The organism is Nostoc sp. (genome assembly GCF_036916735.1).
Taxonomy (GTDB): Bacteria; Cyanobacteriota; Cyanobacteriia; order Cyanobacteriales; family Nostocaceae; genus Nostoc.
In genome coordinates, this window is record NZ_JBALFV010000101.1 from 73157 (window position 1) to 94309 (window position 21153).

At 40.4% G+C, this 21153-nt stretch carries 18 protein-coding genes; 10 read left to right on the plus strand and 8 right to left on the minus strand.

Annotation, left to right across the window (positions count from 1 at the left end; genetic code table 11):
• The first annotated feature begins 2 nt into the window (after nucleotides 1-2).
• Together V7L20_RS23805 and V7L20_RS23810 are read left to right on the plus strand one after the other, a co-directional pair.
• Nucleotides 3-1517 carry a thioester reductase domain-containing protein gene (locus V7L20_RS23805; RefSeq protein WP_334746451.1) on the plus strand — a complete coding sequence of 505 codons (1515 nt, stop codon included), beginning with the start codon at nucleotides 3-5 and terminating at the stop codon, nucleotides 1515-1517.
• A 610-nt stretch (nucleotides 1518-2127) separates the two neighbouring features.
• Complete coding sequence (locus V7L20_RS23810; RefSeq protein WP_334746452.1) at nucleotides 2128-2931, plus strand: SDR family NAD(P)-dependent oxidoreductase; 804 nt, start codon at nucleotides 2128-2130, stop codon at nucleotides 2929-2931.
• 192 nt (nucleotides 2932-3123) lie between these two features.
• On the opposite strand, the gene hetI is transcribed toward V7L20_RS23810, so the two are convergent.
• Complete coding sequence (gene hetI, locus V7L20_RS23815; protein WP_334746453.1) at nucleotides 3124-3843, minus strand: 4'-phosphopantetheinyl transferase HetI; 720 nt, start codon at nucleotides 3841-3843, stop codon at nucleotides 3124-3126.
• Between the two features lie 558 nt (nucleotides 3844-4401).
• Between hetI and V7L20_RS23820 the strand changes: the two genes are divergently transcribed.
• A complete protein-coding gene (locus tag V7L20_RS23820; protein WP_334746454.1) occupies nucleotides 4402-4671 on the plus strand; it encodes a hypothetical protein in 270 nt (89 codons plus the stop codon).
• A gap of 41 nt (nucleotides 4672-4712) precedes the next feature.
• Nucleotides 4713-4880: a hypothetical protein gene (locus tag V7L20_RS23825; protein ID WP_334746455.1), complete on the plus strand. Its 168-nt coding sequence runs from the start codon at nucleotides 4713-4715 to the stop codon at nucleotides 4878-4880.
• A gap of 112 nt (nucleotides 4881-4992) precedes the next feature.
• Here V7L20_RS23825 and V7L20_RS23830 read toward each other — a convergent pair whose 3' ends face one another.
• Nucleotides 4993-6057 carry a YheT family hydrolase gene (locus V7L20_RS23830; RefSeq protein WP_334746456.1) on the minus strand — a complete coding sequence of 355 codons (1065 nt, stop codon included), beginning with the start codon at nucleotides 6055-6057 and terminating at the stop codon, nucleotides 4993-4995.
• A gap of 157 nt (nucleotides 6058-6214) precedes the next feature.
• Here V7L20_RS23830 and V7L20_RS23835 point away from each other — a divergent pair, with 157 nt between their 5' ends.
• On the plus strand, nucleotides 6215-6958 hold the full coding sequence (locus V7L20_RS23835) for a response regulator transcription factor (RefSeq protein ID WP_334746457.1): 744 nt from the start codon (nucleotides 6215-6217) through the stop codon (nucleotides 6956-6958).
• Nucleotides 6959-7245: 287 nt separating this feature from the next.
• On the opposite strand, the gene V7L20_RS23840 is transcribed toward V7L20_RS23835, so the two are convergent.
• The 4 genes from V7L20_RS23840 to V7L20_RS23855 form a co-directional block, all read right to left on the minus strand.
• Nucleotides 7246-8106, minus strand: coding sequence for a sensor histidine kinase (locus V7L20_RS23840; RefSeq protein WP_334746458.1), 861 nt, complete (start codon nucleotides 8104-8106; stop codon nucleotides 7246-7248).
• Between the two features lies 1 nt (nucleotide 8107).
• Nucleotides 8108-8368, minus strand: coding sequence for a hypothetical protein (locus tag V7L20_RS23845; RefSeq protein WP_334746459.1), 261 nt, complete (start codon nucleotides 8366-8368; stop codon nucleotides 8108-8110).
• A gap of 78 nt (nucleotides 8369-8446) precedes the next feature.
• Nucleotides 8447-9889, minus strand: a complete 1443-nt coding sequence (locus V7L20_RS23850; RefSeq protein WP_334746460.1) for an ATPase domain-containing protein — start codon at nucleotides 9887-9889, stop codon at nucleotides 8447-8449.
• 416 nt (nucleotides 9890-10305) lie between these two features.
• Nucleotides 10306-10599, minus strand: coding sequence for a hypothetical protein (locus tag V7L20_RS23855; protein WP_334746461.1), 294 nt, complete (start codon nucleotides 10597-10599; stop codon nucleotides 10306-10308).
• Between the two features lie 271 nt (nucleotides 10600-10870).
• On the opposite strand from V7L20_RS23855, the gene V7L20_RS23860 reads away from it, so the two are divergent.
• Nucleotides 10871-11194, plus strand: coding sequence for a hypothetical protein (locus tag V7L20_RS23860; RefSeq protein WP_334746462.1), 324 nt, complete (start codon nucleotides 10871-10873; stop codon nucleotides 11192-11194).
• 596 nt (nucleotides 11195-11790) lie between these two features.
• On the opposite strand, the gene V7L20_RS23865 is transcribed toward V7L20_RS23860, so the two are convergent.
• Nucleotides 11791-12582 (minus strand): SAM hydrolase/SAM-dependent halogenase family protein, encoded by a 792-nt coding sequence (locus tag V7L20_RS23865; RefSeq protein WP_334746463.1) that lies wholly within the window; start codon nucleotides 12580-12582, stop codon nucleotides 11791-11793.
• Nucleotides 12583-12859: 277 nt separating this feature from the next.
• Between V7L20_RS23865 and V7L20_RS23870 the strand changes: the two genes are divergently transcribed.
• From V7L20_RS23870 to V7L20_RS23880, 3 genes are all read left to right on the plus strand, one after another.
• Entirely contained in the window at nucleotides 12860-13765 is a 906-nt protein-coding gene (locus V7L20_RS23870) for a hypothetical protein (protein ID WP_334746464.1), read from the plus strand.
• 14 nt (nucleotides 13766-13779) lie between these two features.
• On the plus strand, nucleotides 13780-15726 hold the full coding sequence (locus V7L20_RS23875; protein WP_334746465.1) for an Hsp70 family protein: 1947 nt from the start codon (nucleotides 13780-13782) through the stop codon (nucleotides 15724-15726).
• 495 nt (nucleotides 15727-16221) lie between these two features.
• Nucleotides 16222-17046 carry a zinc-dependent peptidase gene (locus V7L20_RS23880; protein WP_334746466.1) on the plus strand — a complete coding sequence of 275 codons (825 nt, stop codon included), beginning with the start codon at nucleotides 16222-16224 and terminating at the stop codon, nucleotides 17044-17046.
• Nucleotides 17047-18695: 1649 nt separating this feature from the next.
• On the opposite strand, the gene V7L20_RS23885 is transcribed toward V7L20_RS23880, so the two are convergent.
• On the minus strand, nucleotides 18696-19340 hold the full coding sequence (locus V7L20_RS23885; RefSeq protein WP_334746467.1) for a class I SAM-dependent methyltransferase: 645 nt from the start codon (nucleotides 19338-19340) through the stop codon (nucleotides 18696-18698).
• Nucleotides 19341-19477: 137 nt separating this feature from the next.
• On the opposite strand from V7L20_RS23885, the gene V7L20_RS23890 reads away from it, so the two are divergent.
• The gene (locus tag V7L20_RS23890; RefSeq protein WP_334746468.1) at nucleotides 19478-21139 is read left to right on the plus strand and encodes an ArnT family glycosyltransferase; all 1662 of its coding nucleotides are present in this window, start codon (nucleotides 19478-19480) and stop codon (nucleotides 21137-21139) included.
• Nucleotides 21140-21153: the final 14 nt, after the last annotated feature.

The window sequence follows — 21153 nt, forward strand, 5'->3', positions numbered from 1 at the left end:
AAATGACTATAAAACAGTCTTTCACAGCAAACGATATTCAAATATTTTTGGTATCTAACTTAGCTAAGTTGCTAGAAGTTGCAACTGATGAAATAGATGTCAAAGAACATTTAGAAAACTATGGGTTGGATTCAGCCCAAGCAATGGTTCTAGTAAGTAACTTAGAAAAGTTGCTAGGATTTCAACCATCTCCATTGCTTCTGTGGCATTACCCAAATATTGAAGCTCTTTCACGGCGTTTAGCTGAAGAAGTGCAAGAAGATTCACTGATTCAAGATACAGGAGTTATAACCTCTAATGCCAACACTGCACCCTCTGTTCTAGATTTAAGTGCTGAGGCTGTTCTTGACCCCACCATCCATCCCGGTGCTGCATCTAATGTGCTTGTGGGTGAACCTAAGAACATCTTTTTAACTGGAGCAACAGGCTTTTTAGGAGCTTTTCTCATCCGGGAATTATTACAACAAACTAAGGCGGATATCTATTGCTTAGTGCGTGCTGCTAATGCCGAAGAAGGCAAAAGCAAACTCCAAAATAATCTGCAACAATATGCAATTTGGCAGGAAGAATTTAACTTCCGAATAATTCCAATTGTTGGTGATTTATCTTTGCCATTGTTAGGTGTTGGTTCGGAACAGTTTCAATTTTTAGCTACCAATATTGATACTATCTATCATAGTGGTGCTTTATTGAATTATGTTTTTCCATATTCTGCACTGAAAGCAGCCAATGTTTTAGGAACACAGGAAGTTTTGAGATTGGCTTGTCAAATTAAAGTCAAGCCTGTACATTACGTTTCTAGTGTGGCTGTTTTTGAATCCACTGCCTATGCTGGTAAGGTTGTTAAAGAACAGGATGAATTCAATCATTGGGAAGGTATTTATCTTGGTTATTCTCAAACTAAATGGGTAGCTGAAAAGTTAGTCAAAATTGCTCGTGATCGTGGACTTCCTGTAACTATCCATAGACCACCACTGATTTCAGGTGATAGCAAAACAGGCATTTGTAATACACATGACTTTATCAATCTGATGGTCAAGGGATGTCTACAAATGGGAAGTTTTCCCAATGTAGATTATATGTTAGATATGTCACCTGTGGACTATGTAAGTAAAGCGATTGTTTATCTATCAAGGCAAAAAGAATCTATAGGTAAAGCTTTCAATTTACAACATCCTCAACCTGTCTCTTTGAAAATATTAGTTGATTGGATACGCTCTTTTGGTTATTCAGTTGAGATGATTCCTTATGAAAAATGGCAATCAGAGTTAATCAATAATGTGTCCTCTGTAGATAATCCTTTGTACACTCTACGACCATTTTTACTAGAACGCTGGTCTGATGAACAACTGACTATTCCTGATTTGTACTTGCAAGCTAGAAGACCCCGTATTAGCTGCCAAGATACTCTCCATGCACTAGCAGGTAGTTCTATTGCTTGTCCTTCAATTGACTCTCAATTGTTCATGACTTATACTGCCTATTTAATTCAAAGCGGTTTCTTAAATATCGCTTAAGAATTTACAACTTTCGTAGGGTGCGTCAGAAATGTAATGCACCATCCTGGATACTTTTGGTGCGTTACAGAAGCTGTACACAACGCCAGTTGCTATAACCAAGAGAGCCTCCGCAACGCACTGGCTCTCCTACAAAATAATTTTTTTTACTCCTTTTTTTAAAACTCAGTACTACTAAATAGCCAATCTTTTAGATGCCAGGAACAACTCATATGTAACAGTGGCAATATAATTGCCCTGTTTTTTCATGCTCAATCATGTAAATTTTTAGGATTCACCCTTTGACAGAAGCAATTGAGGATAGAATGGTTAGTGTCAGGCAGGCATAAAAGTTTGATTTTACTTACTGGCTTTTGTGAGTAATCAAAAGTTATCGCTAATAGTTTGAAATAACCGAACTTCTTTAATGCCCAACTTCTTCAATGCATAAATCCTAAATTTACCTTTGGACTGCTACATCTATTCAATGCATTTCACAAGCAACTGAAAAAGTAATAAGTCAAGATATTTATTGTTGGTTCAGATATTACGCATACAAACTTAATTGTAGAGCAAGAACCACTGTAGATGCAATACAGCTTCATCAAGTTGAATTCACCAACATTCTTACATGAACACAACACATCAAGGTCAGGGTAAACAAACTGCTCTTATTACCGGGGCAGCCGCTGGAATTGGCTACGAATTAGCATGTATTTTTGCTGCTCATGATTACCATCTGGTCTTAGTAGACAGAAACGGGTTAAAACTAGTAGAAATTGCTGCTAAATTCCAAGATAAATTTGGAAATCTTGTCAAAACAATTGTTAAGGATTTATCTATATCAACCGCTCCTGATGAAATTTTTGCAGAGTTACAACTCGCCAATATTGAGGTTGATGTGCTGGTCAATAATGCTGGATTTGGTATTTATGGATTATTTCACGAAACAGACCTAGCTACTGAACTGGAAATGTTACAGGTAAATTTGGTGTGTCTGACTCATTTAACTAAGCTATTTATGAAACACATGGTAAACCAAGGCGAAGGTAAAATATTAAACGTTGCCTCAGCTGCTGCTTTTCAACCAGGACCTTTGATGGCGGTTTATTTTGCTACTAAAGCTTATATCTTATCTTTTTCAGAAGCGATCGCTAATGAATTAGAAGGTACAGGTGTCACTGTGACAGTTCTTTGTCCAGGCTCAACCGCATCTGCTTTTCATGAAAGAACGGGGATGGCTGACTCTAAGTTGCTCAAGGGTAAGAGGATGATGGATGCACGAACAGTAGCCGAAATTGGTTTTCACGCTTTAATGAAGGGCAAAACCATTGTCATTCCAGGTTTGCTCAATAAAATACTTGCAAAAAGCGTCAGATTTGTACCTAGAAAGCTAGTGACAAAAATTGTAAGGAATATGCAGGAAGATAAGTAGGGGGCATTGGGCATGGGGCACTGGTACTGAGCGACTTGTGCCGAGCCTGTCCTCTTGGTAGCCGTAAAGCCTGTGGCATAGCTACGCTTAAGGCGCAGCCTCTGGTAGAGTTGGGCAAAGCCGAGGTAAAGTCGAAGTATTGGGCATTGGGGAAGAAAAACTAATGACAAATGACAAATGACTAAAATTAGATTAATACTGCCAACACTTTAAGTTCCAGCCAAAATTCTCTACAGCAACAGCAGCAACATAATTGTTAGCAGGTACTAGTTCAAAAAGACTCCAGTCTTCAATTATCTGTAACTTGGCTGCTTCAGTGGGAGTCAACGACACTTCAATTTGCTCTAATTGGGATAGTCCGTCTCCAGTTGCTTTTAAATAAGCTTCCTTACAAGTCCAATAACGGAAAAATACCTCTTGCTGTTGATTGGGAGATAGCGATCGCAATATTTTATATTCTCTCGGCAAAAAGAAACGTTTGGCAAGAGCTTCTAAATCAGACATCGGGCGAATATATTCTAGGTCTACACCCATTTGGCGAGTGCAATTCACTCCACACAAACCCAACCCTTGGGAATGAGACAAGTTAAATTCCAGTTTACTATCGGCAAATGTATCTCCTAATACTGGTTTGCCACGCTGTTGATAATTAAACTGCACTTGTCGGGGCTGGATACCCAAATAGCGACCTAATATAGTTCGCAGGATACCACGACCAGCGATAAAACGCTGCCGATGTTCCTGAAAATAAAATCGTTCAGCACGGGCCATTTCGTCACTGGAAAGAGTCGCTGCTAAATTTTGCAGTTGTGGTTCTGGTTGGTCAAGGTTTATGCGCCAGACGTGAATCTCATCCTGTAATAGAGTTAAATCTGTCGGTGCAGGTTGCCAAATATCATTAGAAGCGGTCATTGAGTCAAAAAGTCAAGGGAATTGTACTTTAGTAGTTTATTTAATTACGACAAATATTATAGGTGGATCTGGTTTGATGCTTTAGCGCTACTATACTATGCGCTAGACCAATGCGGTAAGCGTAGCCATGCCGTCAGGCTTATCGCTTCGCGAATTCACGCAACACAGCTTTTTCGCTTATAATCTGGCAGCGTTCCAGCTAACCGCACTCGAATAATTACGCTTTTGCTATCTTAAATTTTTTCATCAAGCTTTAGTAAATTTGCAAAGCACCTGTTTCTCCTAGAATCTGCCAAAAGAGTTGTTAAATGTTAAGTTTGGCTGTAAACATAACTACTTAATACTGAGTTACAGGTAGCTGCAATCGCTTTTGCTGACTAATATCGTGATTTATTGCTCTACATGTACATACACCATTTATTACTCTAGATATACGATTATTAACTTTAGGTTAAATCCTTTGAAAGAGAATACGTTAAAACCCTTGACAGAGAATAGCAAATTTTCTTTTAGCTACAACATTATCTATTACAGTGTTACTCAAAGGAACTACGGGGAATGTCTGCAAGTATTTTGCCAGTACCTAAGTTTTATAATGGTCAGATAGTAAGTTTTATAGGTGGGGAAGGCATCATTAAAAAGTACCGATTTAAGTCAGGTAGCTGGGAATATTTGGTGGAAATGCCTATGGGACCAGAGCCAGAAATGGGTCGATTTGGTTATGAAACTATGATTTGGCTATCTGAAGTAGATATCTCATCACTAGTTAATAATTATTCTGAAAAAGTGTTAACTTGGAAACAAAAAAACTATGCTAAAGCTTGTTAAAAACCTATTATGACTACTTTTTGTAGAGATAGTGAGGATAAATGATCGTTAATTTGGAGTACCTTGTTTTCTTTGTACTGCTACTGACAGCGTTATTATTAGCAATTAAGCAAATGAGCGTTGCTTTGGATGAAATAGATATTGAGCGCTTTACTCTCTGGACAGGTATTGCATCTGTTATTGCTGGTTTACCAATAATATTGTGGTAGCTTCTCAATCAATGCCATCCTCTCGATTACAATAGTTATTTAGTTTTTTGGACTTCCAAGTAATACGACTTTATCCGTGAGTATCTTAATAGCCAGAATATTATCTCGCCTATTACCCTGTTCGCTTTTGCTCCAGCCACTGTAAAATCCGATTCCACGCCCACCAAGGATCAGGGTCTTGTAATTGGCGCTGGCAATTTTTGCTACTCATATAGCCAACATGACCACCGTAACGGGTGAGCAACAAATTTATTGCAGGATTGCGATCGCAAGCTTCTTCTAAATCAGGTATGATGGCTGGGTCAAAAAGTGGGTCATCGGCAGCATAGATAATTAAAGTCGGTTTTGATATTTGCGGTAATATTTGTAGAGCGCTGCTGGCTTGGTAATATGCTTCCACAGAAGGAAAACCTAGTCGGTTAATTACCAGTTCATTGTCAAAACCCCAGATACTGTTTGCCCGTTCAATCGCCTCTGGGTCAATGCTTCCAGGATGAGCATCATGTATTCGCCATGCCAGTTTTTTTAAATTCCGTGCAATCTGCGTTTCCAAATATCTACCAAAGGGCTTAGTGACTAGATAAGATAGCGATCGTTCAGAATCCAAACTTGGACAAATCACCATACCACCACCAATATCGCTATCTTCTAGTCCTAAATCCTCATGCTCTCTAATCACTTCACCAGATACTTTCAGCGCCCATAGCGTCAATTGCCCTCCTAAAGAAAATCCTGTAAACCAAAATTTTCCTGGACATCCCATTGCCTTAACGGCGGCGGCAATGCGAACATAATCTTCCCCCTCATACAGTCCATCGGAAGTCAGAGTTGGCGACAAGTCGGCGGTTTTACCGTGGGCACGCCAATCAAATAACACTATAGCGTACCCTTGAGCGTAGGCTTTACGTCCTAGCACTCTCAAAGACCATTCTGTCTTTAACTCTCCAGTAATGCCATAAGTACCAATAATCGTGCTATGAGCATTTTCAGGAATGGCGACCAAGCCAAAAATTGGCACACCTTGCCCACCTATAAAGATTTTTTCGTGATAAGACGGTTCTGGGTTTTGATTAGTAGTTTCCCAGTAACGGCTTCCCCACAAAGCGGTGTGTACAGTCATAATTACACCGTTTTGTAAAAACCAAGACGGATTGAAGGGGGGAGTATAACACATCATAGACTATAAGATTACGTTTAGTTGAGTCTTGATTTCACAGTCATTTAATCTTAATATTTATGTAAGATTTAAAATCTTTTTTAGTATTGATTCAAAAATCTTTGTATCTATCAAAGGTTGTTATTTATCCTTAATAAGTAGTAATAATTTTTTAATAATGCCGAGGATTCTTGTCATAGACGATGACCCAGCGATTTCAGAACTAGTTGCCGTCAACTTGGAAATGGCTGGCTACGATGTTAGTCAAGCTGAAGACGGCATCAAAGGTCAAGCACTGGCTCTCCAGCTACAACCAGACTTGATCATGCTCGATTTGATGTTGCCCAAAGTAGATGGGTTTACCGTTTGCCAACGCCTGCGTCGCGACGATCGCACCTCTGAGATTCCTGTATTAATGTTAACGGCTTTAAGCCAAACTCAGGATAAGGTGGAGGGCTTCAATGCTGGCGCAGATGACTACCTCACCAAACCTTTTGAAGTTGAAGAACTGCTAGCGCGGGTGCGGGCACTTTTGCGGCGTACTGACCGCATTCCCCAAGCAGCAAAGCATAGTGAAATTCTCAACTATGGCTCACTCACCCTGGTTCCGGAAAGATTTGAGGCGATATGGTTCAATGAAACGGTGAAATTAACTCACTTGGAATTTGAGTTACTTCACTGCTTATTGCAACGCCACGGTCAAACGGTTTCTCCCAGCGAAATCCTCAGAGAAGTTTGGGGCTACGATCCTGATGATGACATAGAAACGATTCGAGTCCATATTCGCCACTTGAGAACCAAGCTAGAACCAGATCCCCGCCATCCCCGCTATATTAAGACAGTGTATGGTGCTGGATATTGTCTTGAGTTACCCGGTGTACCTCCAGCAAATGAAGGGGCTTCTGCAACATTGGTTGAATGAAATCACCCTAAATTCCCTTAACTAAGCTATGACTTAGGCAAGAACTCTTAGAAACTCTTATTCCTTACCGTTTAGTTAAGGTTATTTGTGAGGTGTGTAGAGACGTTGCAATACAACGTCTCTACAAGCGTAATTGATAAAGAAATTATCTTATCCAAAGGGTATTAGAGGATGTTTGAAAAGTCGTAAAGTATACTAGAAACCCCTCCCCAAGGCATCGGGAAGTGTGCCGTAAGGCGGGCGGGGTGATTTTATTATGGGTAATTAAGCGGACATGATATAAAACCTTAATAAGGCTCTGGAGTCAAGTGAAAAATTTTACTGTCCAGAGGTAGGGTGACAGTGAATGTTGTCCCAACATTAATTTCGCTCTTTACCGTAATCGTTCCCCCATGTCGCTCAACTGCCCGTTTAACAATCATCAGCCCTAATCCGGTTCCTGGAATTTTGCCCACGTTACTAGCACGATAAAAGGATTCAAACAACCGTTCTTGGTCTGCTGGAGCAATACCGATGCCTTGATCTTCCACTTTAAATATCACGGTTTGTGATTTGCATTGGAGTCTTAGTTCAATGGTACTATTGGGTGCGGAGTATTTAATGGCATTAGACAATAGATTGGTTAGAATGTGCCGCAGTAAGGCTTCGTCCATATGAACTGTGACACATTCATCCTCACAATTGAAATTAATAGTGTGACCAGTGCGTGCGGTGAATTTGATTTCTTCAATTAATTTTTGGCAGAACGGCTCAATTGCTAGCTCAGTGGGATTAGACGCTAGACCATCCGCTTCAGATTTTCCTAGTATCAAAACGTCATCCAGCAAAGCAACCATGCGGCTAACAGCAGCAAGTATGCGTTGGTAAAAGTCAGTTTGCCGTTCAACAGACAAGTTGCGCTGTTGTAGCAAACGAATGAAGCCATAAATAATATTTAATGGGTTGCGAAATTCATGGGAAACCATTGAGACAAAACGCGATTTTTGTTCTCTGAGTTCACGTTCTCGCTCTAATGCAGTCTGAAGCTGTAGTGAGAGCCGCCGCGATCGCAGCAGCATTTCCACTCGTGCCTGCAACTCTAGCTTTTCAATCGGTTTTGTAATTAGCTCATCGATAGTTTGCCATAAATGCCGTGTCAAAAGTTTCACATCAGAGCGCGCTGTAATCAACAAAAAGGGCAATAAATAAAACGGGTTGCTCCTTGTGTTTTCTTGCTTCCACCCATTCCCAGAGGCGATCCAGTGCTGGGCCGTCGAGAATGCATAAATCAAATGGCTCATATAAGAGGGGTACGGCTTTTCCTGCTTGCACAACTGAGTCAGCGATCGCAACCTCGTAATATATACCCAGCCACTCTGCTAATAGGCGACGATTTACAGATTGCTCTATAACTATTAAAATTCGACTCATCGCTCGTTCTCTTGCTTGCGGGTAATACTGTCGCCAAAATTTTTCACTGGCTCTGGTTGAATTAACATAGATACGCTATCATAATTCATCCCTAAGCATTTCAGGCACTCCAGTCAACACGCCTCGCAGCTGTGTAAGTGGCTTGCCGACTTTAATTCCGTAGCGACTAATTTCAAATTCGCGCAATGTTTTCTCAAAGTCTGTCATCCGCTTCTTGAGAACGCCAATCGTTCGCCGCAGTTCGCCTTGCATTTCTAAGTAGCGCAGAAATACAATCGTATCTGCTAGATAACTAATCCCAATTTCTGTAACTCGGAATTCTCCTGTAATTGTTTCAATCTCGTTAATCAGCAGCACAGCAACACCCATATTTTGTAAATACTTACATAGCGAGTGGATGTGGCTAATCAAGTCTTTGCCGCGCATTGAAAGCCGATAGCCGGATATACTATCAATCATCACAATCCGTGCCTGTTGTTGCTCTACTTCCTGACGCACAAGGTTAGCAAATTCATCAGGTGTATAATATAGCGGCTCCACTTGCACGACTGAAAGTGTCCCCTTATCCTGCATCGCCCCAACCGCAATATTGATGCCTTCAGCACGGCGCAGCAGCGTTTCCTTTCTTTCCTCGAAAGTATAAATCACTGAATGTTCGCCCCGTCCAGCTGCCTCTTTCATAAACTGAAGTCCCAACGTGCTTTTACCCACACCGCTAGGGCCACTAATGATAGTAATCGTGCTGCGCTCAATGCCACCGTGCAGCAACTCATCGATTTCTAGGATGCCAGAGGAAACTACTTCAGTATTAAAATCTTGTCCATAATCTTGGGGTATTAACCGGGGAAAGACTCGCATTCCCGTACTGGTTAAGCGGATTGCATGATGCCCATCTTGAAAGCCACTCCCTCGAAACTTAGAAATACAGAGTGTGCGCTCATCATGACTAAAGTCCAGATTGATTACTCCATCACTCATGAACTGTAAATCATCGTCGGGCGCTTCTTGACTACTCTCTGAGGTGAATAAAACAGTTGTACCTTGCTCTACCAAAAATCTTAGAAACGACAGTACTTGCTTACGAAACTGAAAGGTATCACTTGCCAAGTAGCGAAACTGCGTCATCGAATCAATAAAAATGCGCTGCGGCTTGAGGGTTTCCAACTGCTCTATAATTAGGCGGGTTGTAGGTTCACGTTCTACCTCAGTTGGTGAGAAAATATCGTAAGTCTGAACTTGGGTAAAAAATTCTGGTGTGGGGCTGAGGTCAAGAAAGGTAATGTCTTGTAGGTTAAATCCCAGTTCTTCGGCAGTTCGCCTCAGTTGGGTGACAGTTTCTCCTAGCGTGATGAACAAAACCTGTTCGCCGTTTGTCGCCCCTGTTGTTAAGAAATGCATTCCCAGTGTTGTTTTACCAGCCCCCGGCCCACCCCGGATTAAGTAGGCGCGATGTGGAACATAACCGCCACAGAGAACTTCATCTAAACCTGAAATTCCCGAAGACAATCGATTTTCGGACATTTACTAACAGTCTTCCTTTGCCTACTAACTCAACTCAATCGCAGCATAGCATTCTCTTGCTACTGCATTGGTTTTAAGCACCAATCAGGAGCAAGATCCGTTCAAGCTTGCATTCACCGAAAATTAGAATACATCAACCATAGTTAATTATATAAAGCTCAATTTCATTCTGATAGTCATTAAAATTAATAAGTTCTAGCCTTTGCAATGGGTAAGTTTGCTAATCAAATCCTCCTTGCCTCCTGTCCTCTGCCTCAATACCTCCACGACAAGATAACGGGAAAACTCAGAATAGAAAGAACCCCACCGCCTGCGGCATCTCTTTGCGAGTTCGGGGAGGTTGGGAGGGGTAAAAATTCTGGATGTAGAGACATTGCAATGCAATGTCTCTACTAATGATTGAAGATTGCGATATCCTAGTTGATTTGCATACCAGTAGGAGCAGGTTGAGCGAGAGCAGAAACCACACTTTGACGCACGATACGCTTGCGATCGCTTTTACGAGTACCTCCAGCCATCTGATACTCATAGCTATTATTACCAAATTTATAAGCTATACCACGTAAAATTTTCTCAGAATAGTCTGCCAAATCTTCTTCATTTTCAAGTATCTGGGTTAGCAAAATATCAATAGTGGAGAGGGTGGTATTATATGCTTCTAGAGATTGTCGCAGAGCTTCGATTTTTACAGTATAATCTTTTACTGACAATCCCTCTCCGACATCTAGACTTGAATTGATAGATTTAATGCTTGCTAGACGTGTTTCAGCTTTGCCAAGAATACGTTAATTACGTTTTGGTCTTGCCATAATTATTACTCATTTTTTAAATTTACATAACTCTATAGTGGACAATTGTTTAAAAAGTTGTCATACGTAAAATTATTGATTTTTATCAAGAAACTTAGAATTTCAGTAATTTACAGCTACTTTTGATAACGTCAGGGCGGAAGTTGCTACAGACTGCGCGAAACACCCAAACATGAAGGCGGAAGTTGCTACAGCCAAGGCAGAAGTTGCTACAGCCAAAGCGGAAGTTGTTACAGACTGCGCGAAACACCCAAACGTGAAGGCGGAAGTTGCTACAGCCTGCGCGAAACACTCAAACGTGAAGGCGGAAGTTGCTACAGCCAAGGCAGATTGGAAATGGCTGGCTACGATGTTAGTCAAGCTGAAGACGGCATCAAAGTATATGGTGCTGGATACTGTCTTGAATTACCCGGTATACCTCCATCAAACGAAGGGGCTTTTGCAACATTGGTTAAATGAAATCACGCTAAATTCCCTTAATTTAGCCATGATTTAGGCAATAACTCTCTGTAACTCTTATTCCTACCGTTTAGTTAAGGTTATTGGTAAGACTTTTTGCTGTGTAAAGACGTTGCATTGCAACATCTCTACAGGCGCATACTTGAGAGTTTAATATAAGGCTTCTGAAAGTATACATTGAGAGTTTTTGCCTATATAACATACACATAATTAAAGGCTGTTTAGCAGTGGCAGTCATTGATGAGAGGTTAACAATAAATGACAAAAGTGCAATTACCTTAACCTCTCACCAATGCTATAAGCCTAATTGTCTAATACTTGAAGCGCCTGTTGGCAATTTATTCATCAGCGAAAAGGTTTTATTTTCCTATAAGTTGGGCAAGCAAGAGAATTCACTTGAGCAATGTTAGTAACATTAAAACAATTCGCAATTCGCAATTACGTTTTGTGACGGGGATTTAAACCCCTAAAGTTGGTTAATGCTCATATCTACAGATAAACATAGATAGTGCTTATCTATAGGGCGTGGAAGAATGGATTTGATTTAGAAGTTTATGATTCGTCTAGAATTTTTGGGTGCGATCGCCTTGAGATAGCTGATAAAATGCATACACACAAGCCAAATACCTGATTTCACGCAATTCGAGTAACTTGCTGATTCACACGGGGACGGCCAAAGCGCTCCCAAGCACTCCCTCCTCGTAGAAACAGTTCTAAAAAGCGCAATGGTTCTCTTGAATCGCCTCTTGACCAACCGGAACTACCAGGCGCAAAGGCTAAAGTTCCTTCAGACACTTTGAAGCTGCCATCAGAATACACTGCATCACTGACTACATCTCCAATTCGGATCACGATCTTGCTTTGAGGTTCCAAGTTAAGTGTATGCGCCCCAATAGTTGTTTTAATGTTGCCGTAGCCATCAATCCAGGCAATTCGATCTGGTGGAACATCTGGAATTTGTTCACTCTTTAAGCTATCTCCCAGAAGGCTGAAATCTTCATTCATAATCGCCGCAGCCGCCGGAGGAAACACATCTCGTGAGCGAAACTGCGAGCCACCACGAGAAACGTTGACCACTCGCAACTCCTTTGTATAGTCTTTGATAAAGGAGAGTGTGTAGCCTGCATTCACACCCACTACTTTTACACCATTGGATAAAAGGGCATAAGTTAGTCCTTCACCTTCATTGTCTCGACGGGCTTCGGGATCATCCTGACGAGGGGCACAGTTATGATAAATTAGGCGATCGCTAGGGCCAGGATTAAGTCCTAGTTGAGCAATCCAGAATCCCGTTGCCAAGGTACTGAATGCTGGAACTGAAAGCAAATGGATTTGGGCATGGGGAAAAGCCATCAACAGACGTTGTGTGACTTCTGTAAATGCCGGATCTCCTGTACCGTAGTCTGCAATGACGCAGATAAACATTCTGCTCCTCCTTCTAATAGGTGTAATTTGCAATCAATGGTTAGACAATGGGTGGCCTTCAAAGGCAAGAATGAACCTGCCTCATCAGCAGTCTACGTGTGATCTCAACTATATGCAAGATTTCTAGATAACATTGAGTGCAATTTTCTAGCCAAAAAATACTGGAGCTAAACAACTGAGATTAATTACATCAGTCATCATGTGATTCCAGGTTTAAATAAGCAGTTGTCTGCTCATTTCCCTCCTATTCAATAATGTTAAAGTCTTACTTAACGCAATGAAAACAATTACTTCACTTTTTAGCGAAGAACGCAACCAACTCCAGACAGATATTGATAATACAACCAACATTGAGGAGATAGTTAAGTTGGTTCAAAACCGACTCGATAATCTTGAAAAAATTTACATTGAAAAGCTTAATTTGGCTCAAGTTCGTCTGGCTTCCTTTTTCCTAGATACCTTGCGACAATCCATTGCCACTCTCGCTGCGGCTAACTATTCTCAAGTTGCTCCAACAGAGCGAAAGCAATTTATTAACTCAGATACAAAGTTTTTTTCTAGCAGACTAATCCTAAAACTGCTAAAAGGACTAATTTATATAGGCATCTTAGGTTCGTTGTTCTCTTTAACTAAAACTACTCCAGGTGCATGGATGGCTATTTTATTAAGCTCTCTACTTCTAGGGGTAGAAATTGTACTTCAACTCGACTCAAACAACCAGCAGAATTATATATCTTCAGAGCTATTGGAATTACCTAAACCTATTCTCCAGGTTAATAGCCAAGTATTTTTAGATCATCTTGGCGATGCTCTTAACACCATCGACCTAGCAGTAGCTAGATTAGAAGAAGGGAATAAACATGAAGGCGACTTAGCAATAGAAGAACTACCAGAGTTATTAAATTTTCTCCAAAGGCTAATGGGCGCATCAAAACTTGATAAACCCCAAATGACTTATGAACTTGCAAAACTTCTACCACAGATCTTAATGTCTCAAGGAATTAGCGCTCAAATTTACCGACCAAATGACCCGCACAGCGATCGCGGCTATTTTGACTTTGAGCCAAGTATCGACCCCGATACCAAAGATCACGTAACTCTAACTCCGGCTTTGCTCAAAGGCGATCGCTTGATTCGGCGCGGTAGGGTAATTGAGCCAGCATATTCTGCTTCTAGAGAATAATAGATAATAAGGATATGGAAATTTTAGAAACAATCGGTTTTGATTTGGGACACGGTGAAACTGCTGTAGCTAAAGCTATAGTGGAAAGCATCGAACCCCCGCAGATGCTGGAGATTAATAACAAGAAGAACCAAATTACAGCTCTTGGCTGGCATCCCAAACTTGGTTATCTTGTCGGCGAACAAGCATTAATTCAAGCTGGCGTTACCCAACTGACAATTTCTTTCAAGCAAAAACCCAACAACGATCCCAAATATCGGGAAACAATTAGCACTTTTGTAGCAACTTACTACCGCCTTTTAAAAGAAAGCAAACAACTAGAAGGTGGGGAAGGTAGCTATTTTTACATAGGTTGCCCTTCCGGGTGGTCAGTTAGCGATCGCACCGAATACCAAAAGCTACTTCAAGAAGCTGGTATTCCCCAACTAAATGTTGTACCTGAATCGCGGGCTGCTTTCATGCAAGCTAAAGAAGCCGGGAAGTTGGAGTATGACAAACTTGTTGGCTCGGTGCTAATTGTCGATATTGGTTCTTCAACCACAGATTTTACTCTGGTTAAAAGCTTAGAAGAGATCCCGATAGATTTCGGGAGTAATACTTTAGGTGCATCCTTAATTGACAAAGCTATTTTTGCCCAGACTCTCGCGAACCACGAACAAAAAGCATTACTCAAAAAAGTATTTCAGGAATATCCACACCACCAAGCTCGTTGTGAACTTGCTTGTCGCAAAGCTAAAGAAGATTACTTTTCTAATGAACAGCTATACAGCGATCCTGAATCCTTTGCGCGTGGCTTTGAGTCGATTAACGAACAGATTTATTTTATTCCCCAAGTCAATAAATTGATGATGGAGGAAATCTTAAACCAGCCCTTACCGGAACTGGAGCATCATAGTTGGATTAAATCATTTCGTGACTCTTTAAAGGAGGCAAAAGAAAAGCTGGAAAAACTTGGAATCGTACCGAAACTTGTGCTGATGACCGGCGGTGCATCTCGGATGAAGTTCACGCACGTTCTTTGTCAGGAAATGTTTCCCGAACCAGAAACGCTGCTTCGCCCCGATCCGGAACCGGAACGGTGCATTGCAATGGGTTTGGCACGGGTGGGACGATGGGATCTGCGTGCTGCTGCTTTTAAAGAAGAAGTCAACCAACTTTTTACCTCAAACAAGCTTAAAGGTTTGATTGAAAGGCATATCCCGGAGTTAATCGAATCACTAACTAAGCCTTTGACAGATGGTTTGATTGTCAATGCAGTTAAATTAGGTTTAAAAGATTGGCAAAAAAACAAAATACGGACTTTAGCAGATTTGGAAACAGCTTTGATCGGTCGGGCAGAACAGTGGCTCAAAAGCGATGCCTCCGGCAACGTCTCTGACGAACGCGCCGTGCAGATAATTAATCATCAATGCGCTTTTTGGTTTAGCAATAAAATCCAACCCGATTTAGCCGCACAAACCGATCCAATCTGTCGAAAGTTTCAGATACCTAGAAGCAGCTTAAGGTTCCAGGATAGTATTGACCCAAATTTTGTTAACCCAGAGTTACGAATTGGAGATGCTATTTTGGCTGAGACAGTGGGCTTTATTGTCAATGTAGTAATTGGTGGAGGCACTGTAGCTAGCATCATCACTCTCATACTAACTGGACATTTAACCTGGCCTATTGCACTAGTATATGGGGCTTCGGTTATGGCCGCAGGAATGGAGCTAAATCGCAAGAGTGTTCAAGAAGTAATCAAGACAAATGTGGATGTACCTAGTTGGGTTCGTTCTAGTTTTTTGAGTGACAAAAAAATCGATGATATGTGTGAGCAAATAAAGCCTGAGTTAGAGAAAGTTCTTCAAGAACAATTGACAGCAGATCAAGAGGCTTTTGATAAACTGATTAGCAAAGTTGAGCAAGGGCTGCAAAAAACCCTTTCTACCAAAGTTCAATCTTGCATAATTCTGATCCAATAACGGTGATATATAGCAGTAAAGATAGTTTTTATAAATTGTTATTGCAGTGCCTAAATGTAACAAAGATAAAAATTGTATTAATTTATACAAGTTATGTAAAGCTGCACTAAATCAGTAACTCTCAATTCTTTGCGTACTTGGTGAACCAGCGCTGTAGGCGGGTTTCCCACCGTAAACGACTCGTGTTAGGGCAGCGTAAAGCCAACTCTTGGAGACGCTCTTGCTAGCTTGCTTCCACGTTCGCAAAGCGTGCCGTAGGCAAGTAGTGCGGTATAGCAACTCTTAGAGACCTCTTGCTAGCTTGCTTAAGAGCAGGGGTACGCTTAGAGCGACGAAGGAGCGTCACCCGAAGGGCAGTTCGTTTAATATTCTGTGCATCTTCATAAAGAATTGGTAAGCTGTTGCGCCTACAAGTTGCACTATTTTCATTATTAAAAAAAGCTGAATTTAGAAACAAAAGTCAGTGAATTAAATATATAAAATACTCAAAAATTCATGATTAAAACAATAGTTGTCTTTTTCATCATTGGGCTTATTCTCACAGGAATTTTAATCAATCCTATTCTAGTTAAAAAGCGAAGAAACCGTTTCAAGCATCGTCCTTTACCGCCATTATGGAATGCGATTCTTGAGAATAATCTTCCTATTTATCTATGTCTTTCTCCCAATGAAATCAGACGACTTCAGGGACATATTCAAGTGTTCTTAGAAGAAAAGCAATTTATTGGCTGTAGAGGATTACAGGTAACAGAGGAAATGAAACTGACTCTTGCTGCTGTCGCCTGTTTACTTCTATTAAATGAACATGGACAGTACTTCCCCAGACTTCGTTCAATTCTGGTGTATCCCAACGCTTATTTTGTTCAGGAAACAACTTCTGTCGGAAAATATGTTATTGAAGAAAGGCGTGTGGCGAGACTGGGCGAATCGTGGACAAATGACCAAGTAGTACTGTCTTGGGAACAAGTCAAACAAGACATTAATAATTGGAGGGATGGACGTAACGTTGTGCTTCATGAATTTGCCCATCAGTTGGATCAAGAAGATGGGAAAGCTGAAGGAGTTCCTATACTGCGAAGCAACTCAGACTATACTATATGGGCAAAGGTAATGACAGAAGCATATCAGCAACTTTGTAATGATGTTCTCCAAGGTATAAATACGGTAATGGACAGCTATGGCGCAACGAATCCCGCAGAATTTTTCGCCGTAGCGACTGAGACATTCTTTGAGAAACCGCACCAATTGTTATCCGAATATCCGGCACTTTATGAGCAACTACAACGTTACTATCAATTAGATCCTGTGCAATGGGCATAAAAACATAAATCCTTAAATTATGCATAAAAAAGAAGTTTCAAAACCTTGAATTACTAGATTTAATTTCAGAATATTGAAGTGGAGTTAGGTAATATACTAATACCATTTCTCTAAATCCTGACTACAGATAATTCTCCCCCTGCTCCCTGCCCCCTGCTGTCCATGTGTAGTTATATTTTGGAGAATTGGTATAATTTTGATTGCTGATACAAGCTTGCCCAGCCAGATGGTAAAGTTAGACAACGTCATTTCAAACATTTGATTCAGCCGCAAGGGATTGTATGACCTTAAAAACGGCGGGCGCTACGTTTATGAAGCAGAGTAAAAAGAAATTTAAGACAGAAGTTAAATGGCTGAAGGGGTGACAAAGGGGCTAAAGGCGAGAAAAGAGAAGAGTGTGAGCCTTTTGCGGTAAAAAAAGATAGGTCAGGTATTCTCAACAAGACCTATATTTAGTCTGCTTTGTAGCTTCGTGTCACCCCGTCAGAGCTTATCCCTCTTCTGTCACTTTGGGATAATCCAATCGTCCAAACGTTTACGAAGCTTTAGTTTCGGCTTTTTGTCTAGAAATTTTAGTTTCTGTTAGGAAATAAAGCCTCAAACCAGGATTAAATCAAAGTCTCAGAATTTAGCTTTGATTATTGTTTTCCGAGAGTGACAGAAGAGGGTTATGCTTCCAGTTACAATTCACCAACGTCTAGATTTTTATGTAAGCCTCATCAGCATTTTCGCAATTCGCTCACTTTAGGTGCGGGAGGGAATCCGATGTCCCTTTCTTCTGTGAAGAAACCACGAGGCGGAATGCTTTGGCAATAACCATCTGCTGCAAAAGCCCATATCATACGAAAACGTTGTGTTCCACTGCAACTATTCGTAGCTGTGGCTACTATTCTATCAGGAGCGTGTCGTATTACCCGTTTCGACTGTACAAGGCTAACACAAGATGGCGCCACTGCAGCTTGTGCATTATTTGGCCACGATGCAACAGCAAAAAGAATAGCAGGAATCAGAGTCATTAGCTTCTTTGATTGACTTGTATTTGCGATTGACATGATGTTCTCCATCAAAGTTATGAGATTGAGACGAATGGCGCTAGAGTGTGTCTACAACCTAAAAAATTAATGATTTTGTGCTTGTGAATATTACCTCAAGGGTACGTCTTTCTTTTCCAGCAAGCTATTAGTTTATAGTAAAAAATATTCACAAATTTTACTTTGTAGACATACCCTAGCCTTAGCAGAGTGTAGGTTTAGTTATAGTTGTCCTTCACTTACTTTTATTAGTAGAACTAAGCCGTCAATACCTAATCTACTTAATTCAAATTTTATATGAATTAATTTAAAAAATCAAGGCGATACAGCTTGTTTCTAAAACATAACTATAGGAATTATGTTTTGATTATATTAACTTTTGAAACGTCCAAGAGCATTTGTAATGCTGAATAGTAATCCCTCTTTTGTCACTCTGGGGAGAGAAAAATATTATCCTTATCTTGAGACTCTGACATAATCAAGAATTGAGCGATCACATCCCTATTTTTTCATTGAAATTACCTTGTTACAAAAAAAACGTAAAAACAAGGGTTTGAGATTATTCTCTGCCGAAAGTGACAAAAGAGGGATTAGACATTTTACTAGTGAATATTTGGCTTAACTTCGGTAAGCTATGACGGCATAAAATGGATCTCCTCCACCTGCACCCAACCACTGTAATAAATTTGGTAATGTTGATTTATTAACTATAACTTCTGCGGTTGTAAATCCTGGAACTGATGCAAAGTAAGCTTTGACTAATTCAACTCGCTGTGCTTCTGAAGCCTCTCGCCAAGCTTGAATCGCCTTTTCAAAAAACATCCGGTTAGAAAAACTAATAATTGCGACACCACCGGGTTTTAGGATGCGGTAAATTTCAGAAAATACTGCTTCTGGATATTGCACATACTGCACAGATACGCAATTGAGAACAGCATCAAAATCTTCATCTGGTAAAGGTAGCTGGGGATTTTCGTTAAGATTTTGCACAAAGTAATGATTTAAGCGGGGATTTCGTGCTAATTCCTCAGCGTTGAGTCCGTGTCCTTCCACATGGGCAAACTGCATCTCTTCTGGTAGATGAGACACCCAACTGCTCATCATATCAAAAATGCGGATGTTGGGTTTGAGGCGATCGCGGTATAAATCCGTTAGCTGTTGAATAAATCCTTCATCTACATGGGTAACAAAGCGGGGATAAGCATAGAACAGCTTATCGTCTGTGTCGTCTAATTTCAGGCGTTGATTCGGTCTTAACTGCATAAATCTCTGTTTTGGAATACTTTTTCGGAAAATTGCGGCAATTTCGGATATTTTTCAACAAACACTATGTAACATATTTTAATGACAATAGGACACATAAACGAGTCTAAATAACAGCATTCAATTGTATCAATTCAATGTTATATAAACTACACTTATTCCAGCGTATTTGGCGAAAAATTCGCCTAGTCAGCTCATTGCCCTATTTAAGTTTGTTAGTTTGGATACTGCCTTTATTATTATTTACTTCTGGGCATAATAGTCTGATGGCACATGATGAAGCACTTTACGCTTCGCGTGCGCGTTTGATGTTTGATTCTGGTAATTGGATAACTCCTTGGGAAAAAGCACATCATAAAACCCCTGGGCCTTATTGGATAATTGCCAGTTTCTATAAGATGTTTGGTATGAGTGATACTAGTGCGCGTATTCCTAGTATGATTGCTAGTATTTTCAGCTTATGGCTGGTGTATGAAATCGGCAAAAGTATGCTAAGTAAAAAATTAGGTTGGCTAGCTGCTGCAATTTTAAGTGTGGAATTTTTATGGCTGCAATACTCTCGTTTAAGTACACCTGATGTACCGATGGTTCTGTTGGTACTTTTAGCTATTTTATCTTTAATAAAAGCGGAATCATATCCTAAATATCGCTATTGTTGGAGTTTTATAGCTGGTTTAAGTTTAGGTTTAGGCTTCTTAGTCAGAAGCTTTATGATTTTTTTGCCAATTATAGCTTTATTCCCTTATTTAATTTGGGAGCATCGCCGTCATCATCATCTTACTAACCCAATTTTGTATTTAGGCTTTTTTGTAGGTTTAATCCCTACCTGTGTTTGGCTGTGGTTAAGCTGGCTGCACTACGGAAATCGGAGTTTTGAGGAGTTGCTCAAGTTTGTTGTGCAGCTAGGTTCTGAGAATAATTATAAAAATGATCGGCTGTTTTATTTATGGAATATTCTTTTCAAAGCATTTCCTTGGGCTTTTTTCGGATTTTTAGGTTTGTTTTTGACTGTCCGTCGTCCTATTCCTCGTTATCAGTTAATATTAGTTGGCTTTCCAATTGTCTTATTTTGTGAAATTAGTCTTTTTAGCACTCGTCTCCCTCACTATAGTCTTTGCATTTATCCATTCATAGCTTTGTTTGCATCTGTGGGCTTAGAATGGTTAGGTCGTATTTACCAGACAGGAATTACCCCTAAATTACCTCTTGAAAAAGGTAAAAGTAATATAATATCAAGCCTTTTTACAAATAATAATCTTCCCCGAAATCTTAGTTATAGCTTTGGTGGGTTCGGTGTTTTACTTGTAATAGTGAGTATTGGTGTTTTTAGCTGGGGTGATTCTGACATCCGCAAGTATGCAACTATTGGCTTGACTATGGGTTTGGGTTGGTTAATTTTACCTGTGGTATGGATTAGTCGTTACCACTTTGGCAAGAAGTTTCTCACAGCCCGTTATTGGATTGCAGGTTGGTTAATTCCTTGTTGGCTGGCTTTGGCCACGACGGGTAGCATAGGGCTTTTAAGTGACTATAACCCTGTTTTAAGAAGTTTTTTACAACAAAGTGCGATCGCCCCAATTCTTCAATTTTATCCTACCTACTATGTGCAAATAGACCCGAAAACCCAAGTATTGCTTAATTTCTATCTTTCTATTCACCCTCAACAAGTAGCCTCTATTTCCCAAATACCAGCTTTGAGCTATGCTTGGATCTATACTGACCAGTCCCCTAAATTATCTAGACCTCACCGTATTATCGGCACTGTCAAAGAGTATCAGTTAATACAATTTATTCCATAAAACAGATGGAAAAA

Coding starts and splice junctions, on each gene's coding strand:
- V7L20_RS23805 (WP_334746451.1), top strand. CDS start 3: ATGACTATAAAACAGTCTTTCACAGCAAACGATATTCAAATATTTTTG.
- V7L20_RS23810 (WP_334746452.1), top strand. CDS start 2,128: ATGAACACAACACATCAAGGTCAGGGTAAACAAACTGCTCTTATTACC.
- hetI (WP_334746453.1), bottom strand. CDS start 3,843: ATGACCGCTTCTAATGATATTTGGCAACCTGCACCGACAGATTTAACT.
- V7L20_RS23820 (WP_334746454.1), top strand. CDS start 4,402: ATGTCTGCAAGTATTTTGCCAGTACCTAAGTTTTATAATGGTCAGATA.
- V7L20_RS23825 (WP_334746455.1), top strand. CDS start 4,713: ATGATCGTTAATTTGGAGTACCTTGTTTTCTTTGTACTGCTACTGACA.
- V7L20_RS23830 (WP_334746456.1), bottom strand. CDS start 6,057: ATGATGTGTTATACTCCCCCCTTCAATCCGTCTTGGTTTTTACAAAAC.
- V7L20_RS23835 (WP_334746457.1), top strand. CDS start 6,215: ATGCCGAGGATTCTTGTCATAGACGATGACCCAGCGATTTCAGAACTA.
- V7L20_RS23845 (WP_334746459.1), bottom strand. CDS start 8,368: ATGAGTCGAATTTTAATAGTTATAGAGCAATCTGTAAATCGTCGCCTA.
- V7L20_RS23850 (WP_334746460.1), bottom strand. CDS start 9,889: ATGTCCGAAAATCGATTGTCTTCGGGAATTTCAGGTTTAGATGAAGTT.
- V7L20_RS23860 (WP_334746462.1), top strand. CDS start 10,871: ATGAAGGCGGAAGTTGCTACAGCCAAGGCAGAAGTTGCTACAGCCAAA.
- V7L20_RS23865 (WP_334746463.1), bottom strand. CDS start 12,582: ATGTTTATCTGCGTCATTGCAGACTACGGTACAGGAGATCCGGCATTT.
- V7L20_RS23870 (WP_334746464.1), top strand. CDS start 12,860: ATGAAAACAATTACTTCACTTTTTAGCGAAGAACGCAACCAACTCCAG.
- V7L20_RS23875 (WP_334746465.1), top strand. CDS start 13,780: ATGGAAATTTTAGAAACAATCGGTTTTGATTTGGGACACGGTGAAACT.
- V7L20_RS23880 (WP_334746466.1), top strand. CDS start 16,222: ATGATTAAAACAATAGTTGTCTTTTTCATCATTGGGCTTATTCTCACA.
- V7L20_RS23885 (WP_334746467.1), bottom strand. CDS start 19,340: ATGCAGTTAAGACCGAATCAACGCCTGAAATTAGACGACACAGACGAT.
- V7L20_RS23890 (WP_334746468.1), top strand. CDS start 19,478: ATGTTATATAAACTACACTTATTCCAGCGTATTTGGCGAAAAATTCGC.